Source organism: Bacteroidia bacterium (assembly GCA_040880525.1).
Lineage (GTDB): Bacteria > Bacteroidota > Bacteroidia > CAILMK01 > JBBDIG01 > JBBDIG01.
In genome coordinates, this window is record JBBDIG010000033.1 from 92,743 (window position 1) to 113,647 (window position 20,905).

Annotated in this window: 21 protein-coding genes and 1 tRNA gene; 10 read left to right on the forward strand and 12 right to left on the reverse strand. The window is 45.2% G+C overall.

The genetic code is table 11. From position 1 onward, the window contains the following. Positions 1-89 precede the first annotated feature (89 nt). From WD077_09510 to leuS, 6 genes are all read left to right on the forward strand, one after another. Positions 90-779 (forward strand): carboxypeptidase-like regulatory domain-containing protein, encoded by a 690-nt coding sequence (locus WD077_09510; protein MEX0967464.1) that lies wholly within the window; start codon positions 90-92, stop codon positions 777-779. A gap of 72 nt (positions 780-851) precedes the next feature. Next, positions 852-924 (forward strand) — tRNA-Gln (locus WD077_09515). A gap of 29 nt (positions 925-953) precedes the next feature. Next, entirely contained in the window at positions 954-1,925 is a 972-nt protein-coding gene (locus tag WD077_09520; protein ID MEX0967465.1) for a ribose-phosphate pyrophosphokinase, read from the forward strand. A gap of 50 nt (positions 1,926-1,975) precedes the next feature. Further along, positions 1,976-2,629, forward strand: a complete 654-nt coding sequence (locus WD077_09525; protein MEX0967466.1) for a 50S ribosomal protein L25 — start codon at positions 1,976-1,978, stop codon at positions 2,627-2,629. 24 nt (positions 2,630-2,653) lie between these two features. After that, positions 2,654-3,211, forward strand: a complete 558-nt coding sequence (gene pth, locus WD077_09530; GenBank protein MEX0967467.1) for an aminoacyl-tRNA hydrolase — start codon at positions 2,654-2,656, stop codon at positions 3,209-3,211. A gap of 189 nt (positions 3,212-3,400) precedes the next feature. After that, entirely contained in the window at positions 3,401-6,358 is a 2,958-nt protein-coding gene (leuS, locus tag WD077_09535) for a leucine--tRNA ligase (protein ID MEX0967468.1), read from the forward strand. A gap of 36 nt (positions 6,359-6,394) precedes the next feature. Here the strand turns inward: leuS and WD077_09540 are convergent, their stop codons facing one another. The 4 genes from WD077_09540 to WD077_09555 all read right to left on the reverse strand — a co-directional run bounded on the left by WD077_09540 (position 6,395) and on the right by WD077_09555 (position 8,569). Beyond that, positions 6,395-6,544: a hypothetical protein gene (locus tag WD077_09540; protein ID MEX0967469.1), complete on the reverse strand. Its 150-nt coding sequence runs from the start codon at positions 6,542-6,544 to the stop codon at positions 6,395-6,397. A gap of 417 nt (positions 6,545-6,961) precedes the next feature. Then, entirely contained in the window at positions 6,962-7,429 is a 468-nt protein-coding gene (locus WD077_09545) for a hypothetical protein (protein ID MEX0967470.1), read from the reverse strand. Next, complete coding sequence (locus WD077_09550; GenBank protein ID MEX0967471.1) at positions 7,426-8,115, reverse strand: hypothetical protein; 690 nt, start codon at positions 8,113-8,115, stop codon at positions 7,426-7,428. Before WD077_09550 ends, WD077_09545 begins: the two co-directional genes overlap by 4 nt. A 52-nt stretch (positions 8,116-8,167) precedes the next feature. Next, positions 8,168-8,569, reverse strand: coding sequence for a hypothetical protein (locus WD077_09555; protein ID MEX0967472.1), 402 nt, complete (start codon positions 8,567-8,569; stop codon positions 8,168-8,170). Positions 8,570-8,817: 248 nt separating this feature from the next. Between WD077_09555 and WD077_09560 the strand changes: the two genes are divergently transcribed. Next, positions 8,818-9,537, forward strand: coding sequence for a DUF4197 domain-containing protein (locus WD077_09560; GenBank protein MEX0967473.1), 720 nt, complete (start codon positions 8,818-8,820; stop codon positions 9,535-9,537). Between the two features lie 35 nt (positions 9,538-9,572). Further along, the gene (locus tag WD077_09565) at positions 9,573-9,896 is read left to right on the forward strand and encodes a phosphoribosylpyrophosphate synthetase (GenBank protein MEX0967474.1); all 324 of its coding nucleotides are present in this window, start codon (positions 9,573-9,575) and stop codon (positions 9,894-9,896) included. 31 nt (positions 9,897-9,927) lie between these two features. Here WD077_09565 and WD077_09570 read toward each other — a convergent pair whose 3' ends face one another. From WD077_09570 to WD077_09585, 4 genes are all read right to left on the reverse strand, one after another. Then, entirely contained in the window at positions 9,928-10,332 is a 405-nt protein-coding gene (locus WD077_09570; protein MEX0967475.1) for a hypothetical protein, read from the reverse strand. Beyond that, positions 10,329-11,738, reverse strand: a complete 1,410-nt coding sequence (rlmD, locus tag WD077_09575) for a 23S rRNA (uracil(1939)-C(5))-methyltransferase RlmD (GenBank protein MEX0967476.1) — start codon at positions 11,736-11,738, stop codon at positions 10,329-10,331. The genes WD077_09570 and rlmD overlap by 4 nt, the downstream gene beginning before the upstream one ends. Before the next feature lie 37 nt (positions 11,739-11,775). Next, positions 11,776-12,273, reverse strand: coding sequence for a DUF255 domain-containing protein (locus tag WD077_09580; GenBank protein ID MEX0967477.1), 498 nt, complete (start codon positions 12,271-12,273; stop codon positions 11,776-11,778). A 91-nt stretch (positions 12,274-12,364) separates the two neighbouring features. Next, entirely contained in the window at positions 12,365-12,775 is a 411-nt protein-coding gene (locus tag WD077_09585; GenBank protein MEX0967478.1) for a 6-carboxytetrahydropterin synthase, read from the reverse strand. Between the two features lie 161 nt (positions 12,776-12,936). On the opposite strand from WD077_09585, the gene WD077_09590 reads away from it, so the two are divergent. Both WD077_09590 and WD077_09595 read left to right on the forward strand, forming a co-directional pair. Next, positions 12,937-13,794: a 4-hydroxy-3-methylbut-2-enyl diphosphate reductase gene (locus WD077_09590; GenBank protein MEX0967479.1), complete on the forward strand. Its 858-nt coding sequence runs from the start codon at positions 12,937-12,939 to the stop codon at positions 13,792-13,794. Positions 13,795-13,958: 164 nt separating this feature from the next. Beyond that, positions 13,959-14,414, forward strand: coding sequence for a PA2169 family four-helix-bundle protein (locus tag WD077_09595; GenBank protein ID MEX0967480.1), 456 nt, complete (start codon positions 13,959-13,961; stop codon positions 14,412-14,414). Positions 14,415-14,541: 127 nt separating this feature from the next. Here the strand turns inward: WD077_09595 and WD077_09600 are convergent, their stop codons facing one another. From WD077_09600 to WD077_09615, 4 genes are all read right to left on the reverse strand, one after another. Further along, complete coding sequence (locus WD077_09600; protein ID MEX0967481.1) at positions 14,542-15,564, reverse strand: SPASM domain-containing protein; 1,023 nt, start codon at positions 15,562-15,564, stop codon at positions 14,542-14,544. 378 nt (positions 15,565-15,942) lie between these two features. Continuing rightward, the gene (gene bshC, locus WD077_09605) at positions 15,943-17,526 is read right to left on the reverse strand and encodes a bacillithiol biosynthesis cysteine-adding enzyme BshC (protein ID MEX0967482.1); all 1,584 of its coding nucleotides are present in this window, start codon (positions 17,524-17,526) and stop codon (positions 15,943-15,945) included. A gap of 120 nt (positions 17,527-17,646) precedes the next feature. Continuing rightward, positions 17,647-18,291: an outer membrane lipoprotein carrier protein LolA gene (locus tag WD077_09610; protein MEX0967483.1), complete on the reverse strand. Its 645-nt coding sequence runs from the start codon at positions 18,289-18,291 to the stop codon at positions 17,647-17,649. Between the two features lie 7 nt (positions 18,292-18,298). Continuing rightward, positions 18,299-20,728: a DNA translocase FtsK gene (locus tag WD077_09615; GenBank protein MEX0967484.1), complete on the reverse strand. Its 2,430-nt coding sequence runs from the start codon at positions 20,726-20,728 to the stop codon at positions 18,299-18,301. Positions 20,729-20,905 lie beyond the last annotated feature (177 nt).

Consider the following 20,905-nt stretch of genomic DNA (forward strand, 5'->3'; position numbering starts at 1 on the left):
GGTAAATATTTGCCATTCATCTCTCCGGCTTCTTTGGGCTGTGGATTGCTTTGTTTAGAGATTCAGATATTTGTCCCCGATAAAAAATTATGAACAGGAAACTTTACCGCTCCTCTTTTATTTTTATGGTGGCTGCCTGGTTTTTTTCCGGCAGCGTCATCGCACAGGATGCCGATCTGGTGCAGGTAAGCGGCACGGTGATTACGGCTGAAGAGCGAGAGGCAATACCTTATGCCTCGGTTCGCATTATGAATACCTCACGGGGAACCATCTCCAATACTGATGGATTTTTTTCGCTTCCTGCCGAGGCCGGAGACACATTGCTTTTCTCTTCTGTTGGTTTTAAAAGTGTGCAATATCCTGTTCGGGCCAATGCGCAAATGAAGCATAATATAGAAGTGAAACTGCAATGGGATACGCTGCAGTTGCGGGAAGCTCTGATTTATCCCTGGCCTACGCGGGAGCAGTTCCGTCAGGCTTTTCTGGCACTTGACATTCCTGATGATGAAGTTGAGATCGCAATGCGGAATATGGATCCTCAATTGCTGAATTACATCAGCTCAAATATGCAAATGGACGGCAGCGAAAATCATCTGATCTACATGAGAAAAATGGCTTCGTCTTATTATTATTTTCCGGGAACAAACCCTTATACCAGTGTGGGAGGAGCGCGGGTTCCGGCAGCACTGACCAATCCTGTGGCGTGGTACAGGCTTTTCAAGGCATTGCGCGATGGAGACTTTAAGCGAGAGGAGGAATGGAAACCTGAAAAATATTGATTCAGTATATTTTCTTGTGATCTGTTGCAGCATCTCCCAGATTTTTTAAATTTGCACCGCAGAAAAAAGCATTGTCCCGTGGTGTAACTGGCAACACGTCTGATTTTGGTTCAGAAGAGTCTAGGTTCGAGCCCTAGCGGGACAACTTTCCTTTCCTTTTTTTCAATATCCAATATGCCCTCACGCTTTAACGCAGTCAAGATTTTCTCCTGCCCGGGAAGCATTAAACTCGCGGAGAAGATTGCTGACGATTTTGGGCAATCCTTAGGCGAACTTTCCTTTAACAAGTTCAGTGATGGAGAAATGCAGCCCAGTTTCAATGAATCCGTCCGGGGCTGCGATATCTTCATTATACAGTCAACTGACCCACCGGCAGAAAATCTGATGGAGTTGTTGCTCGCAATAGATGCTGCAAAGCGCGCTTCTGCTCATTATATTACAGCCGTGGTTCCCTATTTTGGATATGCACGCCAGGACAGGAAAGATAAGCCCCGCGTTTCCATCGCAAGCAAGCTTCTGGCGGATTTGCTGAAAACAGCAGGGGCCAGCCGGGTTATTACCATTGATCTTCATGCCCCGCAAATCCAGGGCTTTTTTGATATGGATGTGGACCATCTGGAGGCTTCTATCATTTTTGTTCCCTATATCCACAGCCTCAAAATTGAAGACTTACTGATTGCCGCGCCCGACATGGGCGGCTCGGCAAGAGCCAGGATGTTTGCCAATTCGTTGAACACTGAAATGGTGATTTGTTATAAGCACCGCAAAACGGCTAATCAGATAGAAGATATGCGGATCATTGGTGACGTGGCAGGAAAAAATATCATCATTGTAGACGATCTGATAGATACAGGCGGAACGCTCAGAAAGGCCGCATCAATGATGATGAACGAAGGAGCCAAAAGCGTAAGAGCTTTTTGCACGCACCCGGTGCTATCGGGAAATGCTTATGAAAATATTGAGAACTCTGACCTCACTGAATTGGTCGTTTGCGATACGATTCCTCTTACGCAGACTTCGCCAAAGATTAAGGTAATATCAGTGTCCGATTTGCTTGCAAGAGCTATTCGGAATGTTTATGAGCATGGGTCAATCAGTTCCCTTTACCGGTCAGCCAATTCCTTTCAACAGTCCTTTTCATTTTAGCTTAAAGTATAATTATCTTTGCACCCATTTTTTAACAAGGTATAGCCACCATGAAATCAATAAACCTGTACGGAAAGAAAAGAGAATCAATGGGTTCAGCCAGTGCTAAAGCACTGAGAAGCGAGGGTTTTGTCCCTTGCGTATTGTATGGAACCCATAATGAAACGATTCATTTCTATGCCTTTGTAACTGACTTTAAAAATATCATTTATACACCCGAAGTTCATATCGTTCATCTCCATCTGGAGGGAGAACAATATAAAGCTGTAGTGCGGGAATCTCAATACCATCCGCTTTCTGATCAATTAATTCACGTGGACTTTTTCAGAGTTGAGGATGATAAAGTCATCACCACTGATCTGCCTGTGATTTTGACCGGTATGTCAAGAGGAGTGAGAAATGGTGGCAAACTGGTAAAGAAAGTACGCAAACTATCCGTTAAAGGTGTGGTGAGTGATCTCCCTGCAGCTATAGAAATAGATGTAACGCCATTGCGCATCAACCAATCAGTTAAAGTAAAGGATATCAAAACCGCTTTTGAAATCCTCAGTTCTCCTCATATTCCAATTGCAACTATTATTTCTCCACGCGCATTGCAGGCAATGGAGGAGGAAGAAGAAACTGCAGAAGCAACTGAAGAATCAACAGCATCCTCAGAAGAAGGGGAATCAACCGAAGTTGAAGAAACACCGGCAGAAGCATAGTCATTCTCCAAACTTTATTTCGTATTGAAATTCTTAATTTCAGGATTAGGAAATCCGGGGCAGGAGTACGCCCAAACTCGCCACAACATCGGTTTTATGGTGATAGACAGGCTTGCCGGGCAACTGGAATTGCAATGGGAAGACAGGCGGCTTGGCTGGGTTGCGCAAGGACGCATTAAAAATAAGCAGGTTTATTTGCTGAAGCCTTCCACCTATATGAATCTCAGCGGAAAGGCCGTCCGATACTGGCTCAATGAGCTTAAAATCCCTTTAGAAAACTTATTAGTTGTAACTGATGATCTGGCATTGCCAACCGGAAAAATAAGGCTGCGTGGCAAAGGCAGCGATGGCGGTCACAATGGGCTTAGCGATATTCAGAACGTCTTAGGCACAACAGAATATCCGCGCTTGCGCTTTGGCATCAGCAGTGAATTTTCACGGGGACGTCAGGTGGATTATGTCCTAAGCGACTTCTCTCCTGAAGAGATCGCTGATGTGGATCCGGCCATTGAGAAATCAGTAGAGGCCATCAAATCCTTTGTATTGCAGGGTCTGCCACGGACGATGTCCGAGTTTAATTAACCCAAATCCTGCTTTCCAGTCCGTAGCCAGGATTTTTATTCCGGCTCAGCATTGCACACATCTAAATGTGCTATACTGTAGATGTTGTAGTTGACATCCCTGAGTTTGACCGGGCATATTGTCATCTCCCATATTTTACCTTTGTGCCCCTCGGATTCCTGCGACTTCCGGGCAAAAAAATCAATCTAAATGAGCGAGTACAACTTTAAAGAAATAGAGAAGAAATGGCAGCAGGAATGGGAGGCCGAAAGGATCTACCATGCTGATGAAACCTCCGGAAAGCCGCCATATTATGTGCTGGATATGTTTCCCTATCCTTCAGGGGCGGGGCTGCACGTGGGGCATCCGCTCGGTTATATTGCCACTGATATACTTTCCCGCTACAAGCGCCATCAGGGTTACGAGGTGCTGCATCCTATGGGTTTCGATGCATTTGGTCTGCCGGCAGAGCAGTACGCTATTGAGACCGGGCAAGACCCCGCAGATACCACTAATCGGAATATCGCCCGCTACAAAGAGCAGTTAAAAGCCATTGGCCTTAGCTTCGACTGGGGCCGGGAAGTGCGCACTTCCGATCCTGAATATTATAAATGGACGCAATGGATCTTCCTGAAAATGTTCGGCTCGTGGTACAACAGGAGGACAGACAAGGCAGAACCCTTAGAAAACCTTGTGGCTCATTTCGCTAAATCAGGTAATGAAGGTGTGGACGCGGCTTGCGGGAAAACACCTGAATTTACCGCTGAAGAATGGCATGCAATGCCCTGGGAGGAGCAGCAGAGGATTCTATTACACTACCGGCTTGCATATTTGGCAGAAGCGGAAGTGAACTGGTGCCCGGCATTAGGTACCGTCCTGGCAAATGAGGAGGTGAAGGAAGGATTGTCAGAGCGGGGTGGCCATCCGGTTGAAAAGAAAAAGATGCGGCAATGGTTCCTGCGCATTACGGCTTATGCAGAACGCCTGTTGAAAGGCCTGGAGGAAGTGGACTGGAGTGATGCGCTGAAAGAAATGCAGCGAAACTGGATCGGCAAGTCGGTAGGCGCGGAGATTGATTTTCCAATATATAGCCCTTATGCTCCGGCTGCCGGTGCAGTTGATGAGGTGGGGCAGGAGAAGCTGTCGCTGAAGGTGTTCACCACACGCCCCGATACCATTTTTGGCGCCACCTTTATGGTGATAGCACCGGAGCATCCCCTGGCGCAGCAGCTTATTACAGCAGCGCAGCAGGAGGAGGTTCAGGCGTACATTGAACAGGCAAAGCGCAAGAGTGAGCGCGACCGCATGAAGAACGTGAAAGAGGTGAGTGGCGTATTCAGTGGCAGCTTTGCTATTCACCCTTTCCGCACGGAAAAGATGCCGGTGTGGATTGCCGATTATGTGCTGGCCGATTATGGTACCGGGGCCATCATGGCTGTGCCCGGGCATGATAGCCGCGATTATGCCTTTGCCCAACATTTTGACTTGCCTATACTACAAGTAGTGCGTGGGAAAGAGAGCAAAGAGCAAGAGGCAAATCCTGAGTTGCATAGTTTTGACGACAAGGATGGTATTATCATCAATTCAGATTTTCTGGACGGACTGGGAGTACCGGTGGCAATTGACCGGGTAATTGAGGAAATAGAAAAGAAAGGGATGGGCGTGCGGAAAATAAACTATCGCCTGCGAGATGCCAATTTCAGCCGCCAGCGCTACTGGGGCGAGCCTTTCCCGATAGTATATGAAAAGGGAATGCCGGTGCCGCTGGATGAATCGGAATTGCCGCTAACACTGCCGGAGGTGGAAAGCTACAAGCCGCTGGGGACTGGTGAATCCCCGCTGGCTGCGGTGGAGGAGTGGGTGAAGTTGCCGGACGGAAGGACCCGCGAAACCAACACAATGCCCGGCTGGGCGGGAAGCAACTGGTATTATCTCCGCTACATGGACCCGCACAATTCCGGGGAGTTCCTGGGCAAAGAGCGCGAACGCTTCTGGGAAAACGTGGATTTTTATATGGGCGGAACAGAGCACGCAACGGGGCACCTTCTTTACAGCCGCTTCTGCCATAAGTTTCTTTTCGACTGCGGGTACCTTTCTACCAAAGAGCCGTACAAGAAATTGGTGAATCAGGGGATGATTCAGGGTATTTCCTATTGGTTAACTAGTTTCCAATGTATACGTGAAGATGGGTATAATGATTTAGCCAAGTCTTTTTTCATTTCTTTTGATAATAAAAATGACATTCTGAGAAAAGATGGAATTGAATATAAACGGCAAGCTACAGGTTATGTAAGTAGGATTCCAAATGAATATATAGATGATAGGGGCCGCTTATATAAGTCACGTTTCGAGGCTTTGGCAAATGACTTTAGAACTTCAGCGGACTACCAAAATCTACATATCACTTTAGGCATTGAACCTCTGTGGGAATATGATGAGGCCAATCACCCTTATTTATGTCTCAAGCCTGAAGTTACCAAAATGTCCAAGTCCAAATGGAATGTTATAAATCCCGATGACGTCATTGAAAAATACGGAGCAGACACCTTGCGTATGTACGAAATGTTTTTAGGACCGGTGGAGCAGCACAAACCCTGGAATACTGAAGGCATTGATGGCGTATTCCGTTTCCTCATGAAGCTGTGGCGGCTCTTCCATCAGGAAAATGGCAATTTCTCTGTTACAGACGATGCACCCACAAAGGAAGAACTGAAGTCGCTGCACAAGGCAATTAAGAAGGTAACGGAAGATATTGAGCATATCTCATTCAATACCGCTGTTGCTGCCTTTATGATCTGCGCGAACGAACTTACCTCGCTCAGGTGCAATAAGCGGCATGTGCTGGAACCGCTGGTAATATTGCTTTCGCCTTTTGCACCTCATATTTCCGAGGAACTATGGCGCCACAGGCTGGGGCATGACGAAACCGTCACCTTTCAGCCTTATCCTCAATTTGATGAACAATACCTGAAGGAGGACGAGGTGGAATACCCTGTTTCCATAAACGGGAAGGTGCGCGCAAAACTATCCATGCCCATAGATGCCGGAAAGGATGAAGTGGAGAAACAGGTAATGGAGTTGGAGAACGTAAAACGCTGGATTGAAGGCAAGCAGGTGAAGAAGTTCATCTTCGTGCCGGGCAGGATTATAAATATTGTGGTAGGTTAGTGTAGAGCCAAAGGAGAGGGAATGCACCGATCCAATTTACAGCTCTTCCTGATCTCGCTGCCTTCTGTTATAATAGATCATAAGAGGCACCAGTACCAACACAAAGATCAGAATAACCACTGCGAAGATGATTATCACCATTCGTAGATCTTCATTGGGAACCATTTCATTAAAGTCTTCTAGCATGGGTGGGTTATTCTTTTACTGTGTTTTCTTGCTTCCTGTGGCACTGTGCCTTCCAAAATATTTCCTGCTAATTAAACGAATTTTTGATCAAATATCACTAACTAATTTCACGACCGGGAATATTCCCGTTAAAATGTCTGATCCCGGCATCATCTGAATCTTTATTTTTTCTCGTAGTTTCCGGGTCCTCAATAGATTTTCCATGCGGCAGATGCTTCCTAAATTTTTCCTTCTCATCATTTCAAGGTTTCACAGGAAAAGGCAAGAGAAGGCAGTTTGTTGAGACTTTTTCAAGATATCTAAATTGGGAAATGCATCGGACGTGATAATCAGCAATTCAATGTTTATAAAAACCGATTTTCTCGGACCAAATTCCAGGGGAAGGCTTCCTCGTTTTTTTTATACCGATTAAAAATCCTATTTTTCTACCGTTAGATTTTCGCTTGTTACCTCATTACTCCAGTTTCCGGCCCTGTCGCGTAACCTGACGGTATAGGTTACCTGCTCTGATGCATTGTTCTCATCCTTTAGCATGATAGGTTCAGTAACTACTTCAAGGACGCCTTGTATAGCAATGTCACTGCCCTCCGGGGCCGATGGCGGAATGTGATAAGCCTCTGTAAGCGGAAACCGGTTATCCGTGATGTATAATGTAAGAGAGTCGGCATCGGGATGCCCCAGGTCGCCATCACCATCGCGGTAAAAAATGAAGAAATGGCGCCTGTCCTCGAACTGCTTTACGGTGTGGGGAGTGACCTCTTCAAGTTCAATATAGGGAACGATGCTTACAGGTTCACCGGGCATGACGTCCTTATCGTCATCGGTTTTACAACTGGTCGTCAGCAGCAAGAGGAAGGAAAAGGCAATCCCTGCATATTTATTCATTGGACAACAACAAATGAAAAGATGGTGAAGAAATAAACGGGCGATCCGTTTTCAGGTATTTCCGTGGGGGCAGGGTGTGCATTGTCATTTACATAAGCACGGAGATAAATGACATCTCCTTTGCTAAACTGATTCGTATTGATTTCCACGTGGTGGTAATACGGCAACCTTTGGTTAGCCCCGCCTCCGAAAGCCGGTCCGAGCAGGGGCGATGATTCCACTATTAGATCTTGGGTAACAGCATTTGAAAAATCATAAGGGCTTTTTGAAAATTTCACTTTGTTGTGGGAAAAAAGCTGAGGAACAGTGCTGTCATCCAAAAATCCAAACCAAATATCGAGAGTCGAATTGGCAGGCACTGCAAAGGGGTTGAGAAAGCTTCTGCCCCTCACAGTGTCCACGCGGTAGTCGTTTAAGTCTGGTAGGAATGCCAGCAGGCCAAAGGGTGTTGGCTCCGTATTCGGCTGATCAGGAATATTCCCAAAAATATCAGGTGCGCCAGCCTCAATCCATTTTTTTACCAGTGCTATTTTATGAGGTTCGAGCGTATCATACAGTGGCATCCTGCCCAGCGTCTGGTCAGTGGTTGTCAGCCTCTCGTAGAGCCATGACTGTGAAGGGTCAAAAGGAACTACACGATAGCTGAAGGAATTTGTGTTGTTGTTTTTGACTACAGGGTGGAACACCAGCGTATTATAGGCGCTTTGGATGGTACGGAAGTCAGGTTCAAAAGATCCGTCATGGCAGGCCGGAACAGCGCATCTCTGGCTGAAAACTGCTGCTGTCTACGCCTTCCAGCATCTTATCACTGGTGATGACAAAAAGGCGCTGGAAATATTCATCCTGTTCAAAGAGACTTCGCACGAGCATAAGGCGGCTGGCTTCGCTCAGCGAACCTGACTTTAGCGTATTCACACCTTCCGTCATTTCAGTCTCAACGGGCTCTCGTCCCAGCAGGTCAATGTATAGCTTGTTCACATAATTCTGGACCTGTATGGTGGTAACTCCATGAAATGGAGGTGATGGGTTTCCGGTAATTACCGTATCCATGTACACTTTTTTTACAACAGGTTCCTCTTTCCTGCAAGCAGTGGTGAAGAATAAGTACAAACAGGCCGAAAAAAGCAGAAGTGTTTTCATCAGAACCCAATTACTTTCAGGTGTTGTAAAGAATCCTCATAAATCTAACAAGGGTCGTGAGCGTCAGCGGAAAATTCTGAAAATCAAAATTCGACTTTAAACTTGAAATAAATGCTATAAAATAGTTCAAGTTAATTTATGCTGAAATATCCAGGTTGAGCAACAAGGATAGTGGCCGCACAACAAAAGGCCGCGTATCATTGTAAATGTTGCCAGATAATATGTAAATGTTGCCAGATAATATCAACATGAAAAAATGGAGACTGATTTTCCTGCCATTACTGTTTTTGGTGGCAGGCTGCGATGAACTTAAAAATCTGGGAGGCACGGTGGAAGACTATATGCAACCTTCCACATCAGAGATGGTAATGGCTCTGAAGCAGGCGTTGGAGACTGGTACCGGCCGCGCAGTTGAAGAGCTCAATCAGCAGGACGGATATTTTGGAGATGCAGCCGTAAAAATTCTCTTTCCACCGGAAGCACAGAAAGTTGCCAATACCCTGCGCGATATTGGCGCTGGCAAAATCGTGGATGATTTTGTACTCTCTCTTAACCGCGCAGCAGAGGATGCCGCCAAGGAAGCAGGGCCGATATTCGTGAATGCCGTAAAGCAGATGACGATCGCTGATGCGAGAAATATCCTGCTGGGCGCTGATGATGCGGCAACGGAATATTTTCGAAGCAAAACGCGCCAGCAGTTGTATAATAGTTTTCAGCCTAAAATAAAATCAGCCCTCGATAGGTCCTATGCCACCAAATATTGGAAGGATATAACCACGCGCTACAATCAGCTTCCAGGGGTGCAGGACGTAAATGCGGATTTGCCCAACTACGCGGCTGACCGTGCTCTGGATGGTTTATTCCTGAAACTGAAAGATGAAGAAGAGAAAATCCGTGACAATCCAGCGGCCAGAACCACGGAAGTAATGAAGGAGGTTTTTAGCTGGGCAAAAAGAGAAAAAGGCTGATCGGCATACCTGTTCATTTTATAACAAAAACAAAAATGGAAAGAAACCTGAATCAATATGATACGCTGAGCGAGGCTATAACTGCGCTGCAAAAGAAAGGATTCACACAAAATCTGGAGCCTCAGGATGAAGTGATCGCGGACCAGGATACCGGAAAAGAGTATTTGGCTGATCACCTTACTATCATAGAGTATCATCGCTTTGAAGGAGCAAGCAATCCTGATGATATGTCAGTGGTATATGCGGTAAAGAGTTCGGATGGAATGCAGGGACTGATCGTGGATGCTTATGGGGCTTATGCAAGCAGGGCACTTACCGATCTCGTAAAAAAACTGAACATGAAAAAAGGTATTTCGTAACCCTGACAACCTGGGGATTGCCACAGGTGAGTTAATTAAACCGTCCGTCAGAATTTTCCTTCTTCAAGTCTTTGGAGAACTGCTTATACGGCAGCCAGATAAAGTTCCCGCCTCTTTCGGTGATCAGAAATATGCAGATATATTTTTTGGGATCTTTATAAATTTCCCTGAAGTCTTTTTCCCGCTGTTCTTCCACCAGCCCTTTTTCCAGCAATTCCTCAAGAATGGAGGCATTGATCGTCCATTCCCGCTCCAGTTCGTCTTTGTCCAGGATCACTTCACCAAGATCTACCTGATATTGATGCGCCACAAAAATGGGATACTGCGAAATATTCTCCTTCAGTACGTCCATTGCCACCTCATATATTACATCATTGTAAAATTCAATATCCTGGCGGAGCGAATCTAAAAGCGGATGTGATGGTTTGCCCTTCATTTTCTTTTCAACAAAACTATATTTTCAATGTGATCTGTGTGCGGAAACATATCCACAGGTTGTACCTGTATCACTTCATAAAGTTCAGCAAGTGGAGCAATATCCCGCGCCTGCGTATCAGGATTGCATGAGATGTAAACGATTCTGGGAGGGAGCAGTTCAGCAATGGCTTTCACGGCTGTAGGATGCATTCCTGACCGTGGCGGATCAATCATCAGCACATCAGGTGCGGCATATTTCGCCACAAATTCTGGTTTCAGCAAATCCTCTACAGTTCCGGCCACAAACTCCACATTGGAAATGTCATTTAGCGCGGCATTTCTTTTTGCGTCTTCTACGGCTTCCGTCACGGTTTCTATGCCGATCACGTGCTTAGCCTTTTGCGCCATAAAGAGCGAAATGCTGCCCACTCCGCAATAAAGATCATATACAATCTCGGCAGGCTGCAAGGCCGCCATATCCAGGGCTTTTTGATACAGCACCTGTGCCTGCCGCGTATTGGTCTGAAAAAAGGATTTAGGCCCCAGCCGGAATTTCAGGCCTGAGATCTCCTCAGTTAAATATGGATTTCCCCAGATCAGTTCATGCTCCTGATCATAGAGCGTATCATTTAATTTATTATTTACAACCAAATACAAAGAAGTGACCTTCGGAAACTTTATCCTTATAAAGTCGCTGAGCTTTTGTTGATTTTCTTCCTGCCGTTCATTTACCACCAGGATCACCATTACTTCCGAGGTCTCAGCGGTTTTCACGATGAGAGAGCGGAGAAAGCCTTTTTTAGCGACAACGTCATAAAATTCCATTTCCTGAGCGGTGGCGAAATCGCGCACTGCAAGCCTGATGGCATTGGAGGGTTCAGGCTGCAGATGGCAATGCTCAATATTAAGTACCTTATCATACCGTCCCGGAATATGAAACCCGAGGCCATTACGGTCGAATACGGTTTCGCTGCTCGCAGTTTCTTCATTTGTGAGCCACCTTAAATTGCTGAATCCAAAGTCGAGACGGTTCCGGTAATATCGGGTTTCTACCGCAGGAATAATCGGGGATATAGCTGGTAAGGCAATTTTGCCTATGCGACTGAGCGCATTCTCCACTTTTTTCTGCTTAAAAAAGAGCTGCGCCTGGTAGTCCATGTTTTGCAGCTTGCAGCCTCCGCAAGTGCCAAAGTGACTGCAAAAGGGTTCGGTCCTGTGTTCTGAATACTTGTGGAAGAAGACCGGCCTGCCCTCAAAAAAGGATTTCTTTTTACGGGTAATTTTTATGTCTACTTCATCCCCGGGAACGGTATTGTTTACCAGAAAGACGAAACCATTCTGCTTAGCGATATTTCTCCCTTTCAAGCCAAGGTCAACAACAGGTACGTTTTTATAGATACGCTTCTTCTGGGCGTTTGAGGCCATGTGGGAGGTGCGTTACAAAAGGGGAGAAGAAGAGCGATTAGTCAGCTATCGGTTGGCTATCAAGCTTTGCGTGGGCTTCCTTCACGCGGGTAAGGATCGCCTTAAAACTGGCGGCATCTTTATACCCTACTTCAATAGTGATCTGGCGTTCTTTAGGGAAAATGAAAAAGGTGGTAGGATAACCGAATCGTTGATTATTTCCCAGCATGGCCAGAAGTTGAGGGCCTGATACTTCTTCTCCATTTACATTATAGGTACCATCTTTTTCAGGATTGAACTTTATAGGAATGAAGTCAGCCTCGATGAGTTCCATCACTTCGCTGTTGGCATAGGTGTCGCGATCCATTCTTTTGCACCAGCCGCACCAATCTGTATAAACATCTATCAACGCTATCTTATTGGTTTCTTCCGCCTTATCATAGCCTTCGTTCCATCCGAACCAATTCAGTTCCTCAGCAGGATTGGAAACAGGGGGCGTGAAGGACAAAGTGAGAGAAGAAATGAGGAGTAGCGAAAGCGTATACACCAGTTTCATATTGTTGATTCTTTTAATTTAGAAATTCATTTTGTCAAAGACTATTCCAAAGGAAGGAGGATGGCCGATGTTTTAGAAGGACGTCAGAAACTTATTCACCGTTGTACTCCACAAAATTATTCTGTGTTTCAAAAAGCACAATCTTCAATTCCAACTTTGGATCAAATTTTTTGCGAAGACGGTTCCAGATAACCCAGGCAAAATTTTCTGTGGATGGGATCAGGCCTTTAAAGTCATCATTATCCAGGTTCAGGTTGGTATGGTCAAAACGATCAGTTATTTCCTCGCGGATCACAGTGCTCACTTTTTTCAGATCCACCAGGTAGCCCGTCTTCGGATCCACTTCTCCCGCAAGTTTTACAATGAGTGTATAGTTATGGCCATGATAATTCGGATTCGCACATTTCCCATAAAATGCCAGGTTTTGCTCCTCACTCCATTCAGGATTGTACAGCCGGTGAGCCGCATTAAAATATTCCTTTCTTCCGATTGTTATTCGCATCCTGCAAAATTACCAAGTTCAGATACTTTATTTATTAAAATGAAAAATCAAAGTCAACAATTTGCTGCGCTTGCGGCTTATTTTTTGACCGGGCCGGTCTTACACAGACGGCAGAGAACAAATTGCTTTTCTTTATTTTTGCGTCTTTAAAATAAGCATTTATGGAAGGTTCATTGAATCTTAAAGTTGCAATTGACGACAATTCGGGTTTTTGCTTTGGAGTGGTTTACGCCATTCAGATGGCCGAAGATTATCTGGATGCCCATGGCTATCTCTACTGCCTGGGCGATATTGTTCATAATGATGAGGAAGTGGAGCGCCTGAAAAAACGGGGGCTTATTACGATTGACCATGAGCAGTTCCGAAACCTGCGCAGCGAACGCGTCCTGATACGGGCGCATGGTGAACCCCCGGAAACATATCGGATAGCGCTGGAAAACGATATTGAACTGATTGATGCATCCTGCCCCGTGGTACTGAAGCTACAGCACAGAGTGAAGGAAAGCTTTGACAGCAAAGCTTCTCCAATTTTCATTTATGGGAAACACGGCCATGCAGAAGTGGCCGGGCTTAAAGGTCAGACCAACGAAGAGGCAGTTGTATTTCAGGATATTTCTGAACTTGAAAATATTGACCTTCCTGAAAGTGCCACGCTCTTTAGCCAAACTACCAAGAACACGGAAACACTTTATGAGATCCGGGACTATTTTAAGAAGCGGGGAGTGGAGCTGAAATTTAATGATACTATATGCAGGCAGGTATCAAATCGGGATGTGTTGCTCCGTGATTTCGTCCAGAAATATGACAAGATCGTCTTTGTGGCCGGCACTAAATCTTCCAATGGCAAAGTGCTATTTAATGTGTGCAAAAAATTTAACAGCCACAGCCACTTCGTCAGCAGCTCCGATGAAATTGAAAAATCCTGGTTTAGCAGTAATGAGTCAGTAGGAATTTGCGGAGCTACTTCCACGCCCATGTGGTTGATGGAAGAAGTAAAACAATGCCTTCAGAAGTTCTGAATAAAGGATTGGTAATCTGTTCCTGTTAAAATAATTCGCGGATTAATTCTGCCATTTTCACTTCTTTTTCGGGTATTTAAAAAAGATATTTCCCTGAACAATTATAGTTCATGGCCGTTTTGCTATTGTATTTAAATTATTTTTTAAACACAAAAATATTAATCATGCAAAAGGAACAGAAAAAAGCCGTGGATAAATTGAACGATCTCGTTCAAATATGTAACGATGGAAGGAAGGGATATCTGGATGCTGCTGAAAATGTCGAAGATGGAAACCTTAAGACCATCTTTCGCAGTGCAGGCCAGCAACGGACGGAATTAGCCGCACAACTTCAGAATGAAATTACAAAGTTAGGTGGCGCACCTGCTCATGAGGGTGATACCCAGGGAGTGCTCCACCGAATATGGATGGATGTGCGTTCTGCTTTTGCAGGAAACGATAACGAAGCCGTACTGAAGGAAGTGGAACGTGGAGAAGAAACTGCCGTTGAACATTACTCAGAGGCTATTGATACACTTGAGGTTCCGGAATACCTGAAGGATACGTTGAGACAGCAGCAGAGCAAGATTCAGCAAACCCTGAACGAGGTGAGAAAAATCAAAAGTACCGTAGCCTCGTAAAGAAAGAAATTTTTTGTTGTTAATGAATGATTAGGAATTCAACCCCGTTTCGGTAAAGCCTGGAGCGGGGTTTTTTATTGCCGTGGCGTATAAAAATAATTTGATTCTGATAAATCCTCTTTTCTGATTAATCTGCCCACACCTTTGTTCCTTCCGTGCAGTTGCTGCAAATGTCAATTTCGCTGCGGCTTTTAAGGAGCGCTTTCCTGAAATTCTGATAAGGCTCGCTTTGCCATATCTGCCCGAACGGCTTATCGTTCAGGTCTCCCATCCTGTGCTCAGCGTCCTTGTCAAAGCAGCAGGGGACTACTTTACCGTCCCAGGTAAAAACGCAGCTATGCCAGAGCCGCCAGCAGTGGTTCATCAGTTTATTCTTAATACCAAAAGTTCCGTCCTTCAGTTTTTTATAGCGGGAATATTTCGGGTTTTCCGGCATCAGGTCGTTGCCATGTTTATAGCTGTAAAGCTGAGCCGTCTTGAACTTGACCTCATCCACGCCCATTTCCACTGCCAGCTTTTTTACATCCTCCACCTGATGCTCGTTCGGTTTCACCACCAGGTATTGAAAAATAATATGAGGCGTTTTGCTCCGCAGCTTCTTTTTCCATTTCACAATATTTTGCGTGCCTTCCAAAACCTTGTTCAATTGTCCTCCTTTGCGGTATTGTTCATAAACGTGCTGGGAAGTGCCGTCAATGGAAATAATAAGCCGCGAAAGGCCTGATTCAATGGTTTTCCGGGCATTGTCATCATCAAGGTAATGGGCGTTGGTAGAGGTAGCCACATACATTTTTTGCCGTGCTGCGTGCGCTACCATTTCATAGAAATGCGGATTGAGATAAGGCTCGCCCTGGAAATACAGCGTGAGGTAAAGCGTTTGCCGCTGCAACTGCCCGATGATATTTTGGAACATTTCAGGCTGCAACATTCCCGTTGGGCGGTCGAAGGCGCGCAGGCCGCTTGGGCATTCCGGGCAGCGCAGATTGCAGGAGGTAGTCGGCTCAATGGAAATGCTGATAGGCTTGCCGGCCTGCCACGGCTGGCCACTGATGCGGGAAAGGTAATAGCTGCCCAGTACTTTGGCGCCATTCCACGCACGGGCAGGCGTCATTTTACTGAGGAAATTGAGACTGTCATTGAGTGTGGGCATCGGGAGCAAAGGTAGGGTCTTATTAGCCCCAAACCGGGGATCGGTTATAAAGGCAACGGTATTAAAACCTCTTTGTCTCACTTATTATCCTTTATCCTAACGAATTAATTGTGGTCTGTGATAAAGCGGATTCAAGAAATAACGGTTGCAGCTTTTATATTGAATTCGTCACATAGCCCGCTGTTTAAACTGTAGGAATGGTGATTGAGTATAGGCCAACTATTTTATAAATTTATTTAAAAGGTAGGAGTTTATTAATAAAAGCGATATCCAAGAACAAGTCTGTACCCTGATTTATTGAAATAAGCATCCTATTGTATTTCTTAAATATTCTAAGGAAAATTTTACCAGAGATACTTTAGAGCAATTCAATGACCTTTACTCCTCCAATATCACCACATCTTGCGCGAGCGGATCAAGATTTTCAAACAAGGCATCAAACCACTCTTGCCCGTATTGCAGGTAAAAGGTAATAAAATTGGCCTGGCGTTCCTGGAATGTGCCGTTTGGATAAAATTCAGAATAAATTAAATCAATTTCCGCCACTTCCTTTTCGTTCAGCTTTTTCAGGTGACGGTTTAGCTTTTCCAGAAAATGATCCATGCCCTTGATGTATTCGGTGGTATGTTTCACAATAAATGAATGCACATCAGCATCAAGCCTGGCAGAGCGGTCGCGCGCACTGGTAAAAAGTGCAGCGGCCTCCAATACTTCCCGCTCAAGTACTTCTGTCTGCGCAGCTTGCTTTACATGTTTACGCACTAACTGATCTCTGTGCATGAAAAAATCGCGGGGTGCAAGGTTTAATTTAATAATCTTTTTTAGCACGCGTTTCCGCACCGTAAGCACGGAGTTTCTTAACATCAATTGAGGGAAGAAAACTTTGTGATGATCAAATACGCGTTTTAACTCAAACCAGTAAGCGATTTCATTGGTACCGCCAATGTATGCAAGGTTGGGCAGAACCATCTCCTGATATATTGGCCGCATGGCCACATTGGGGCTAAATCGCTCCGGATATTTTTCTATTTCCTTTTCAAGCGTTTCCTGCGTCCAGCTTACGTCAGCGTGCAATACTTTCCAAATTCCCTCATGCTCCACTATTCTTTCCCGCAAATCTTTTTGCAGATAAAAAAAATTAATTTCACGCGGGTTTACCGGCAACTTATACTTTTTAGCCAGTTCCTCTTTTGTTTTATTTATGAGTTGCTCATTCACGTCACTGAACATATCCGCCTTCATTACCGGTATAAGCACGGACTTAAGTTTATTGTCATCCGCATCCAGAATTACCAGACCATGACCTTTAAATAGGTTTTGTACCAAATAGCGATGGGCAGCGGCCAGGGTCTCATGTTCCAAATAGGCTTTTTGGAAAAGTTGCATAAGCTCCTGTCCTAATGGTTCCTGCATCTCAGGTTCCAGTTTGTCCAGCAGTGGTTTAAGCGTAGAAGGTGACAGTGAACCTACTTTGCCTTTTGCATCCAGCTCCCAGCGCCAATTCTTTCCAAAGAGATTCACTTCGCTGATTTCCTCAAAATCATGATCTTCCGTAGCCATCCAATAAACCGGCACGAAATCCTGTTCAGGAAAAGCGTGCTTCAGCTTTTTTGAATAATTGATGGTGGAAATGATTTTATAAATAAAAAAGAGAAACCCTGTAAATATATTGAGTTGATGGCCGGTGGTAACCGTAAATGTGCTGTCGTTTTGTAATAATTGAATTTGCTTCTCAACGTCAGGATGCTCTGGAAGCAAGTCCTTATATTGCTCTTTCAGTACTTGCGCCAGCGCCTGCCGGTCAACCGGATGTGGGGGCCGTTCGGCAATAGCCTGGGCCGCTCCGGTCAGTTCGGGCTTGAAGCTGTGATACGGCCGGAGAAATGGGTCATCCCGGAGATAGTCAAGAATAATATCCCTGATGATGGAGGTATCCGGGTAGGGGATTGTCTCTTTTTTCACAATGCAAAAATGAGGATTTCTACGGAGCCAGGTAGTGGAAGGATAAATCTCTGGCGATCAATGAAACTGAGTATCCGGAGAGCAATCATGGAAAACTCAGAAGGGAGAATAGCAGGTCTTTTATCTCAGATCTACAACCGTTACTCCGGGATGTTTTTGCGTCTCAAAACGAAAGAAGGACTCGTCTAATGATACGTTAGGTGTGAAACTGGTAATTTCATAAGTATAAAGATTGCCACTCTTTTCATAGATTACCGTCCTGACAAGTTCCTTTTTATTTTTATCTATTGAGATCTTAATTTTAAAATAAGACTCTTCCTTGTTATTAGGAGTAAGTTCAATAACCTGCAGAGTGCGGTCACCTTCTTTTTTTTCTTCTACAAATCTGTAGAGGAAATCTTTATCATAAATCATAAAAAGCTCATTGGGCTTAATCTCCATATCGTCCGGGCGATATTTATCAACCTGCACCTCGTTGACATCTTTGAGGTAAGTCCACATATTCACATTATCGCTCATGATCATCTGGTCTCCAAAAGAGAGCTTAAACATATCATTTTTGAGGTATATTGTGCCGGTTTGCTCTTCCTTAAAATCATCCGATTTCATCTCAAGGATGTACCTGAAATCTGCCTTGATCGTCTTGAAATTTTTATATTTTTTGCTGAGTTCATTGAGGATTTGTTCAGCTTTTACATCTTTCTGCGAAAGAGCAGGAGTGACGGCCAGGAACAAAGCGAAAAGTGTGTGCAGTAAGGCTTTCATAAAGACTTCAGGTTTTTGAACGCAGGTTTGTCAATAACTGGTCCAAAGCATATTCGTCCGGGATCAGTACTTCCCGTGCTTTGCTGCCTTCATTCTGGCCTACAATTCCGGCAGCTTCCAACTGGTCCATTATTCTTCCTGCGCGGTTGTAGCCAAGCTTCATTCTGCGCTGAATCAGAGAGGTGGATCCCTGCTGATTTTGTACAACAACATGTGCGGCATCCTCAAAAAATTCATCCCAGTCCTCAATGCCTCCTATGTCTCCGGCCATTGATGAGCCTTCATCCTCCACCTCCGGCAACTGGTGGGCAATTGCATATCCTTGTTGGTCACCGATAAAGTTAGTGATCACCTCCACTTCGGGCGTATCTACGAAGGGGCATTGAAGCCGCAACAAATCGCCACCGGTAGAGAACAGCATGTCGCCACGACCTATGAGCTGTTCTGCTCCGCCTGCATCCAAAATGGTCCGGGAATCAATCTTGGAGGTTACGCGAAAAGCAAGGCGCGCAGGAAAATTGGCTTTTATGGTTCCGGTTATAATATTTACCGAAGGCCGCTGCGTAGCCAGGATCAGGTGAATACCAATGGCGCGGGCAAGTTGTGCCAGCCTCGCAATGGGCAATTCCACCTCTTTTCCGGCCGTCATCATAAGGTCGGCAAGCTCGTCTATCACGAGCACGATATAGGGTAAATAGCGATGGCCCTTTTGTGGGTTCAGCTTCCGCGCGATGAACTTCGTATTATATTCCTTAATGTTTCGCACCAGCGCATCCTTTAAAAGATCGTAGCGTTTGTCCATTTCAATACAAAGAGAGTTCAGCGTATTGACAACCAGCTTTGTATCCGTAATAATGGATTCTTCATCATTCGGAAGCTTTGCGAGAAAGTGTTTTTCAATTCTGCGATACAGGGTTAGCTCCACTTTTTTGGGATCTACCAGCACAAACTTGATTTGCGAAGGATGCTTTTTGTAGAGCAACGAAGTAATAATTGCATTCAGCCCCACGGATTTCCCCTGGCCGGTAGCACCCGCCATCAACAGGTGTGGCATTTTAGTGAGGTCTGTGACGAACACCTCATTGCTGATGGTCTTTCCCAGCACAATTGGAAGGTCATAAGTGGTATTCTGAAATTTGGCCGAAGAAATAACGGACCGCATGCTCACCATCTCAGGGTGCTGATTAGGTACTTCTATACCAATCGTTCCGCGTCCGGGAATGGGTGCGATGATTCGGATACCCAAAGCTGCGAGGCTAAGCGCAATGTCATCTTCCAGATTCTTAATCTTGGAAATACGAACCCCCGCTGCCGGAATGATCTCGTATAAAGTAACGGTAGGACCTACTGCTGCTTTAATCTTATCAATCTCAATATTATAATTCCGGAGTGTTCCTACGATCAGGTCTTTACGCTGCTCCAGTTCTTTTGGGTCTATCTGTCGTTTTTCTTCTCCGTGGTCTTCCAGAAGGTCCAGGGTCGGATAGCGGTAATTGGAAAGATCCAGCGTTGGGTCGTAGTCGTTGGAGGGCGCCTTAATATTTACCAGTTCATCTTCCTCAACTTCTGCTATTTCGAGCGAAAGATCCTCCTGTTCGTTTTCTTTCGGGATTTGCTTTGGAGCCTTGCTTTCAACCTTCAGTGTGAATTCTTCTTCCTTCGTTTCCTCTTCCAGGTCTTCAATCGTTCCATCAGCTTCTGCCTCTTCCCGGTCCTCGGTTTCAGGCGTTTTAAAAGAATCCATATCGTATTCCTTTCCAAAAGTATCCGGCTGATTTGCCGTTCCGGGAGCGCCATCCGGTTGCAGTTTGGACTTTCTACGGAATTCAGGAATCTGGAGATTGAAGGCCAGCATCAGAAAACCGAGCAATGTGATGAAGCTGAAGATAATAGCCCCAGCCATGCCGAGGAGGCCGCGCATCCACAACTGTGCGTGGTATCCAAATCCCCCTGCCAGGAAATCATAAGGGCCGCTAGTGACGAGGCCGAGCGTAAATGAAATCCAGAAAATAAAGAACAGGCTTACGTAAAGCATTCTAAAAAAGGGAACGAGGAAGAACCCGAACAACATCCGGAAGCCAAGAAGAAAAATGACAGGAATGAAAAGATAGCTGGCGATACCAAACCAACGGTAAATAAAGATATAGCTTAACCATGCTCCCAGGCTTCCAAGCCAGTTGCGCACCTGCTCTGGATTGGCGTTCCTGAAATCGTCCCAGCTAAAGACAGTGGCCTGAGAATGGTCGGCCTGGCCGGTGAAGAAAAACGAAGTGAAAGCAATGAGCAGGATCAGTGCTATTGTAACCATCAAAATGCCACCAACGCGTACCCATTTCGTACCTCCTTTAAAGGAGAGATTGAACCTGCGCTTCGAGGATTTTTTCTTGCCTGATGTGCGCTTATTGCTGTTTTTAAAAGTATTTCCTTGGTTCGCCATAAATGCTGTTGGGAGGCCACAAATATAAATAGACTTGAATCGTTCGCTTGTGAAACTTTGCGGAGAACTCCTGCCTGTTTCTTTTATAGTTATAAATAAACGGGCAGCATTCAAAATGTAATTCATGCTGGTTCACACATTTACACTGAAATGGTTCCAGGAACTGGAAAGCACAAA

What these genes read in the sequence shown, in the direction of transcription:
- WD077_09565 (MEX0967474.1), top strand. Translation starts at nt 9,573, where the DNA reads ATGGAAAGAAACCTGAATCAATATGATACGCTGAGCGAGGCTATAACT.
- WD077_09570 (MEX0967475.1), bottom strand. Translation starts at nt 10,332, where the DNA reads ATGAAGGGCAAACCATCACATCCGCTTTTAGATTCGCTCCGCCAGGAT.
- WD077_09595 (MEX0967480.1), top strand. Translation starts at nt 13,959, where the DNA reads ATGCAAAAGGAACAGAAAAAAGCCGTGGATAAATTGAACGATCTCGTT.
- rlmD (MEX0967476.1), bottom strand. Translation starts at nt 11,738, where the DNA reads ATGGCCTCAAACGCCCAGAAGAAGCGTATCTATAAAAACGTACCTGTT.
- WD077_09580 (MEX0967477.1), bottom strand. Translation starts at nt 12,273, where the DNA reads ATGAAACTGGTGTATACGCTTTCGCTACTCCTCATTTCTTCTCTCACT.
- WD077_09545 (MEX0967470.1), bottom strand. Translation starts at nt 7,429, where the DNA reads ATGAATAAATATGCAGGGATTGCCTTTTCCTTCCTCTTGCTGCTGACG.
- WD077_09610 (MEX0967483.1), bottom strand. Translation starts at nt 18,291, where the DNA reads ATGAAAGCCTTACTGCACACACTTTTCGCTTTGTTCCTGGCCGTCACT.
- WD077_09520 (MEX0967465.1), top strand. Translation starts at nt 954, where the DNA reads ATGCCCTCACGCTTTAACGCAGTCAAGATTTTCTCCTGCCCGGGAAGC.
- WD077_09560 (MEX0967473.1), top strand. Translation starts at nt 8,818, where the DNA reads ATGAAAAAATGGAGACTGATTTTCCTGCCATTACTGTTTTTGGTGGCA.
- WD077_09600 (MEX0967481.1), bottom strand. Translation starts at nt 15,564, where the DNA reads ATGCCCACACTCAATGACAGTCTCAATTTCCTCAGTAAAATGACGCCT.
- WD077_09585 (MEX0967478.1), bottom strand. Translation starts at nt 12,775, where the DNA reads ATGCGAATAACAATCGGAAGAAAGGAATATTTTAATGCGGCTCACCGG.
- WD077_09590 (MEX0967479.1), top strand. Translation starts at nt 12,937, where the DNA reads ATGGAAGGTTCATTGAATCTTAAAGTTGCAATTGACGACAATTCGGGT.
- leuS (MEX0967468.1), top strand. Translation starts at nt 3,401, where the DNA reads ATGAGCGAGTACAACTTTAAAGAAATAGAGAAGAAATGGCAGCAGGAA.
- WD077_09555 (MEX0967472.1), bottom strand. Translation starts at nt 8,569, where the DNA reads ATGAAAACACTTCTGCTTTTTTCGGCCTGTTTGTACTTATTCTTCACC.
- WD077_09510 (MEX0967464.1), top strand. Translation starts at nt 90, where the DNA reads ATGAACAGGAAACTTTACCGCTCCTCTTTTATTTTTATGGTGGCTGCC.
- WD077_09615 (MEX0967484.1), bottom strand. Translation starts at nt 20,728, where the DNA reads ATGGCGAACCAAGGAAATACTTTTAAAAACAGCAATAAGCGCACATCA.
- WD077_09525 (MEX0967466.1), top strand. Translation starts at nt 1,976, where the DNA reads ATGAAATCAATAAACCTGTACGGAAAGAAAAGAGAATCAATGGGTTCA.
- WD077_09540 (MEX0967469.1), bottom strand. Translation starts at nt 6,544, where the DNA reads ATGCTAGAAGACTTTAATGAAATGGTTCCCAATGAAGATCTACGAATG.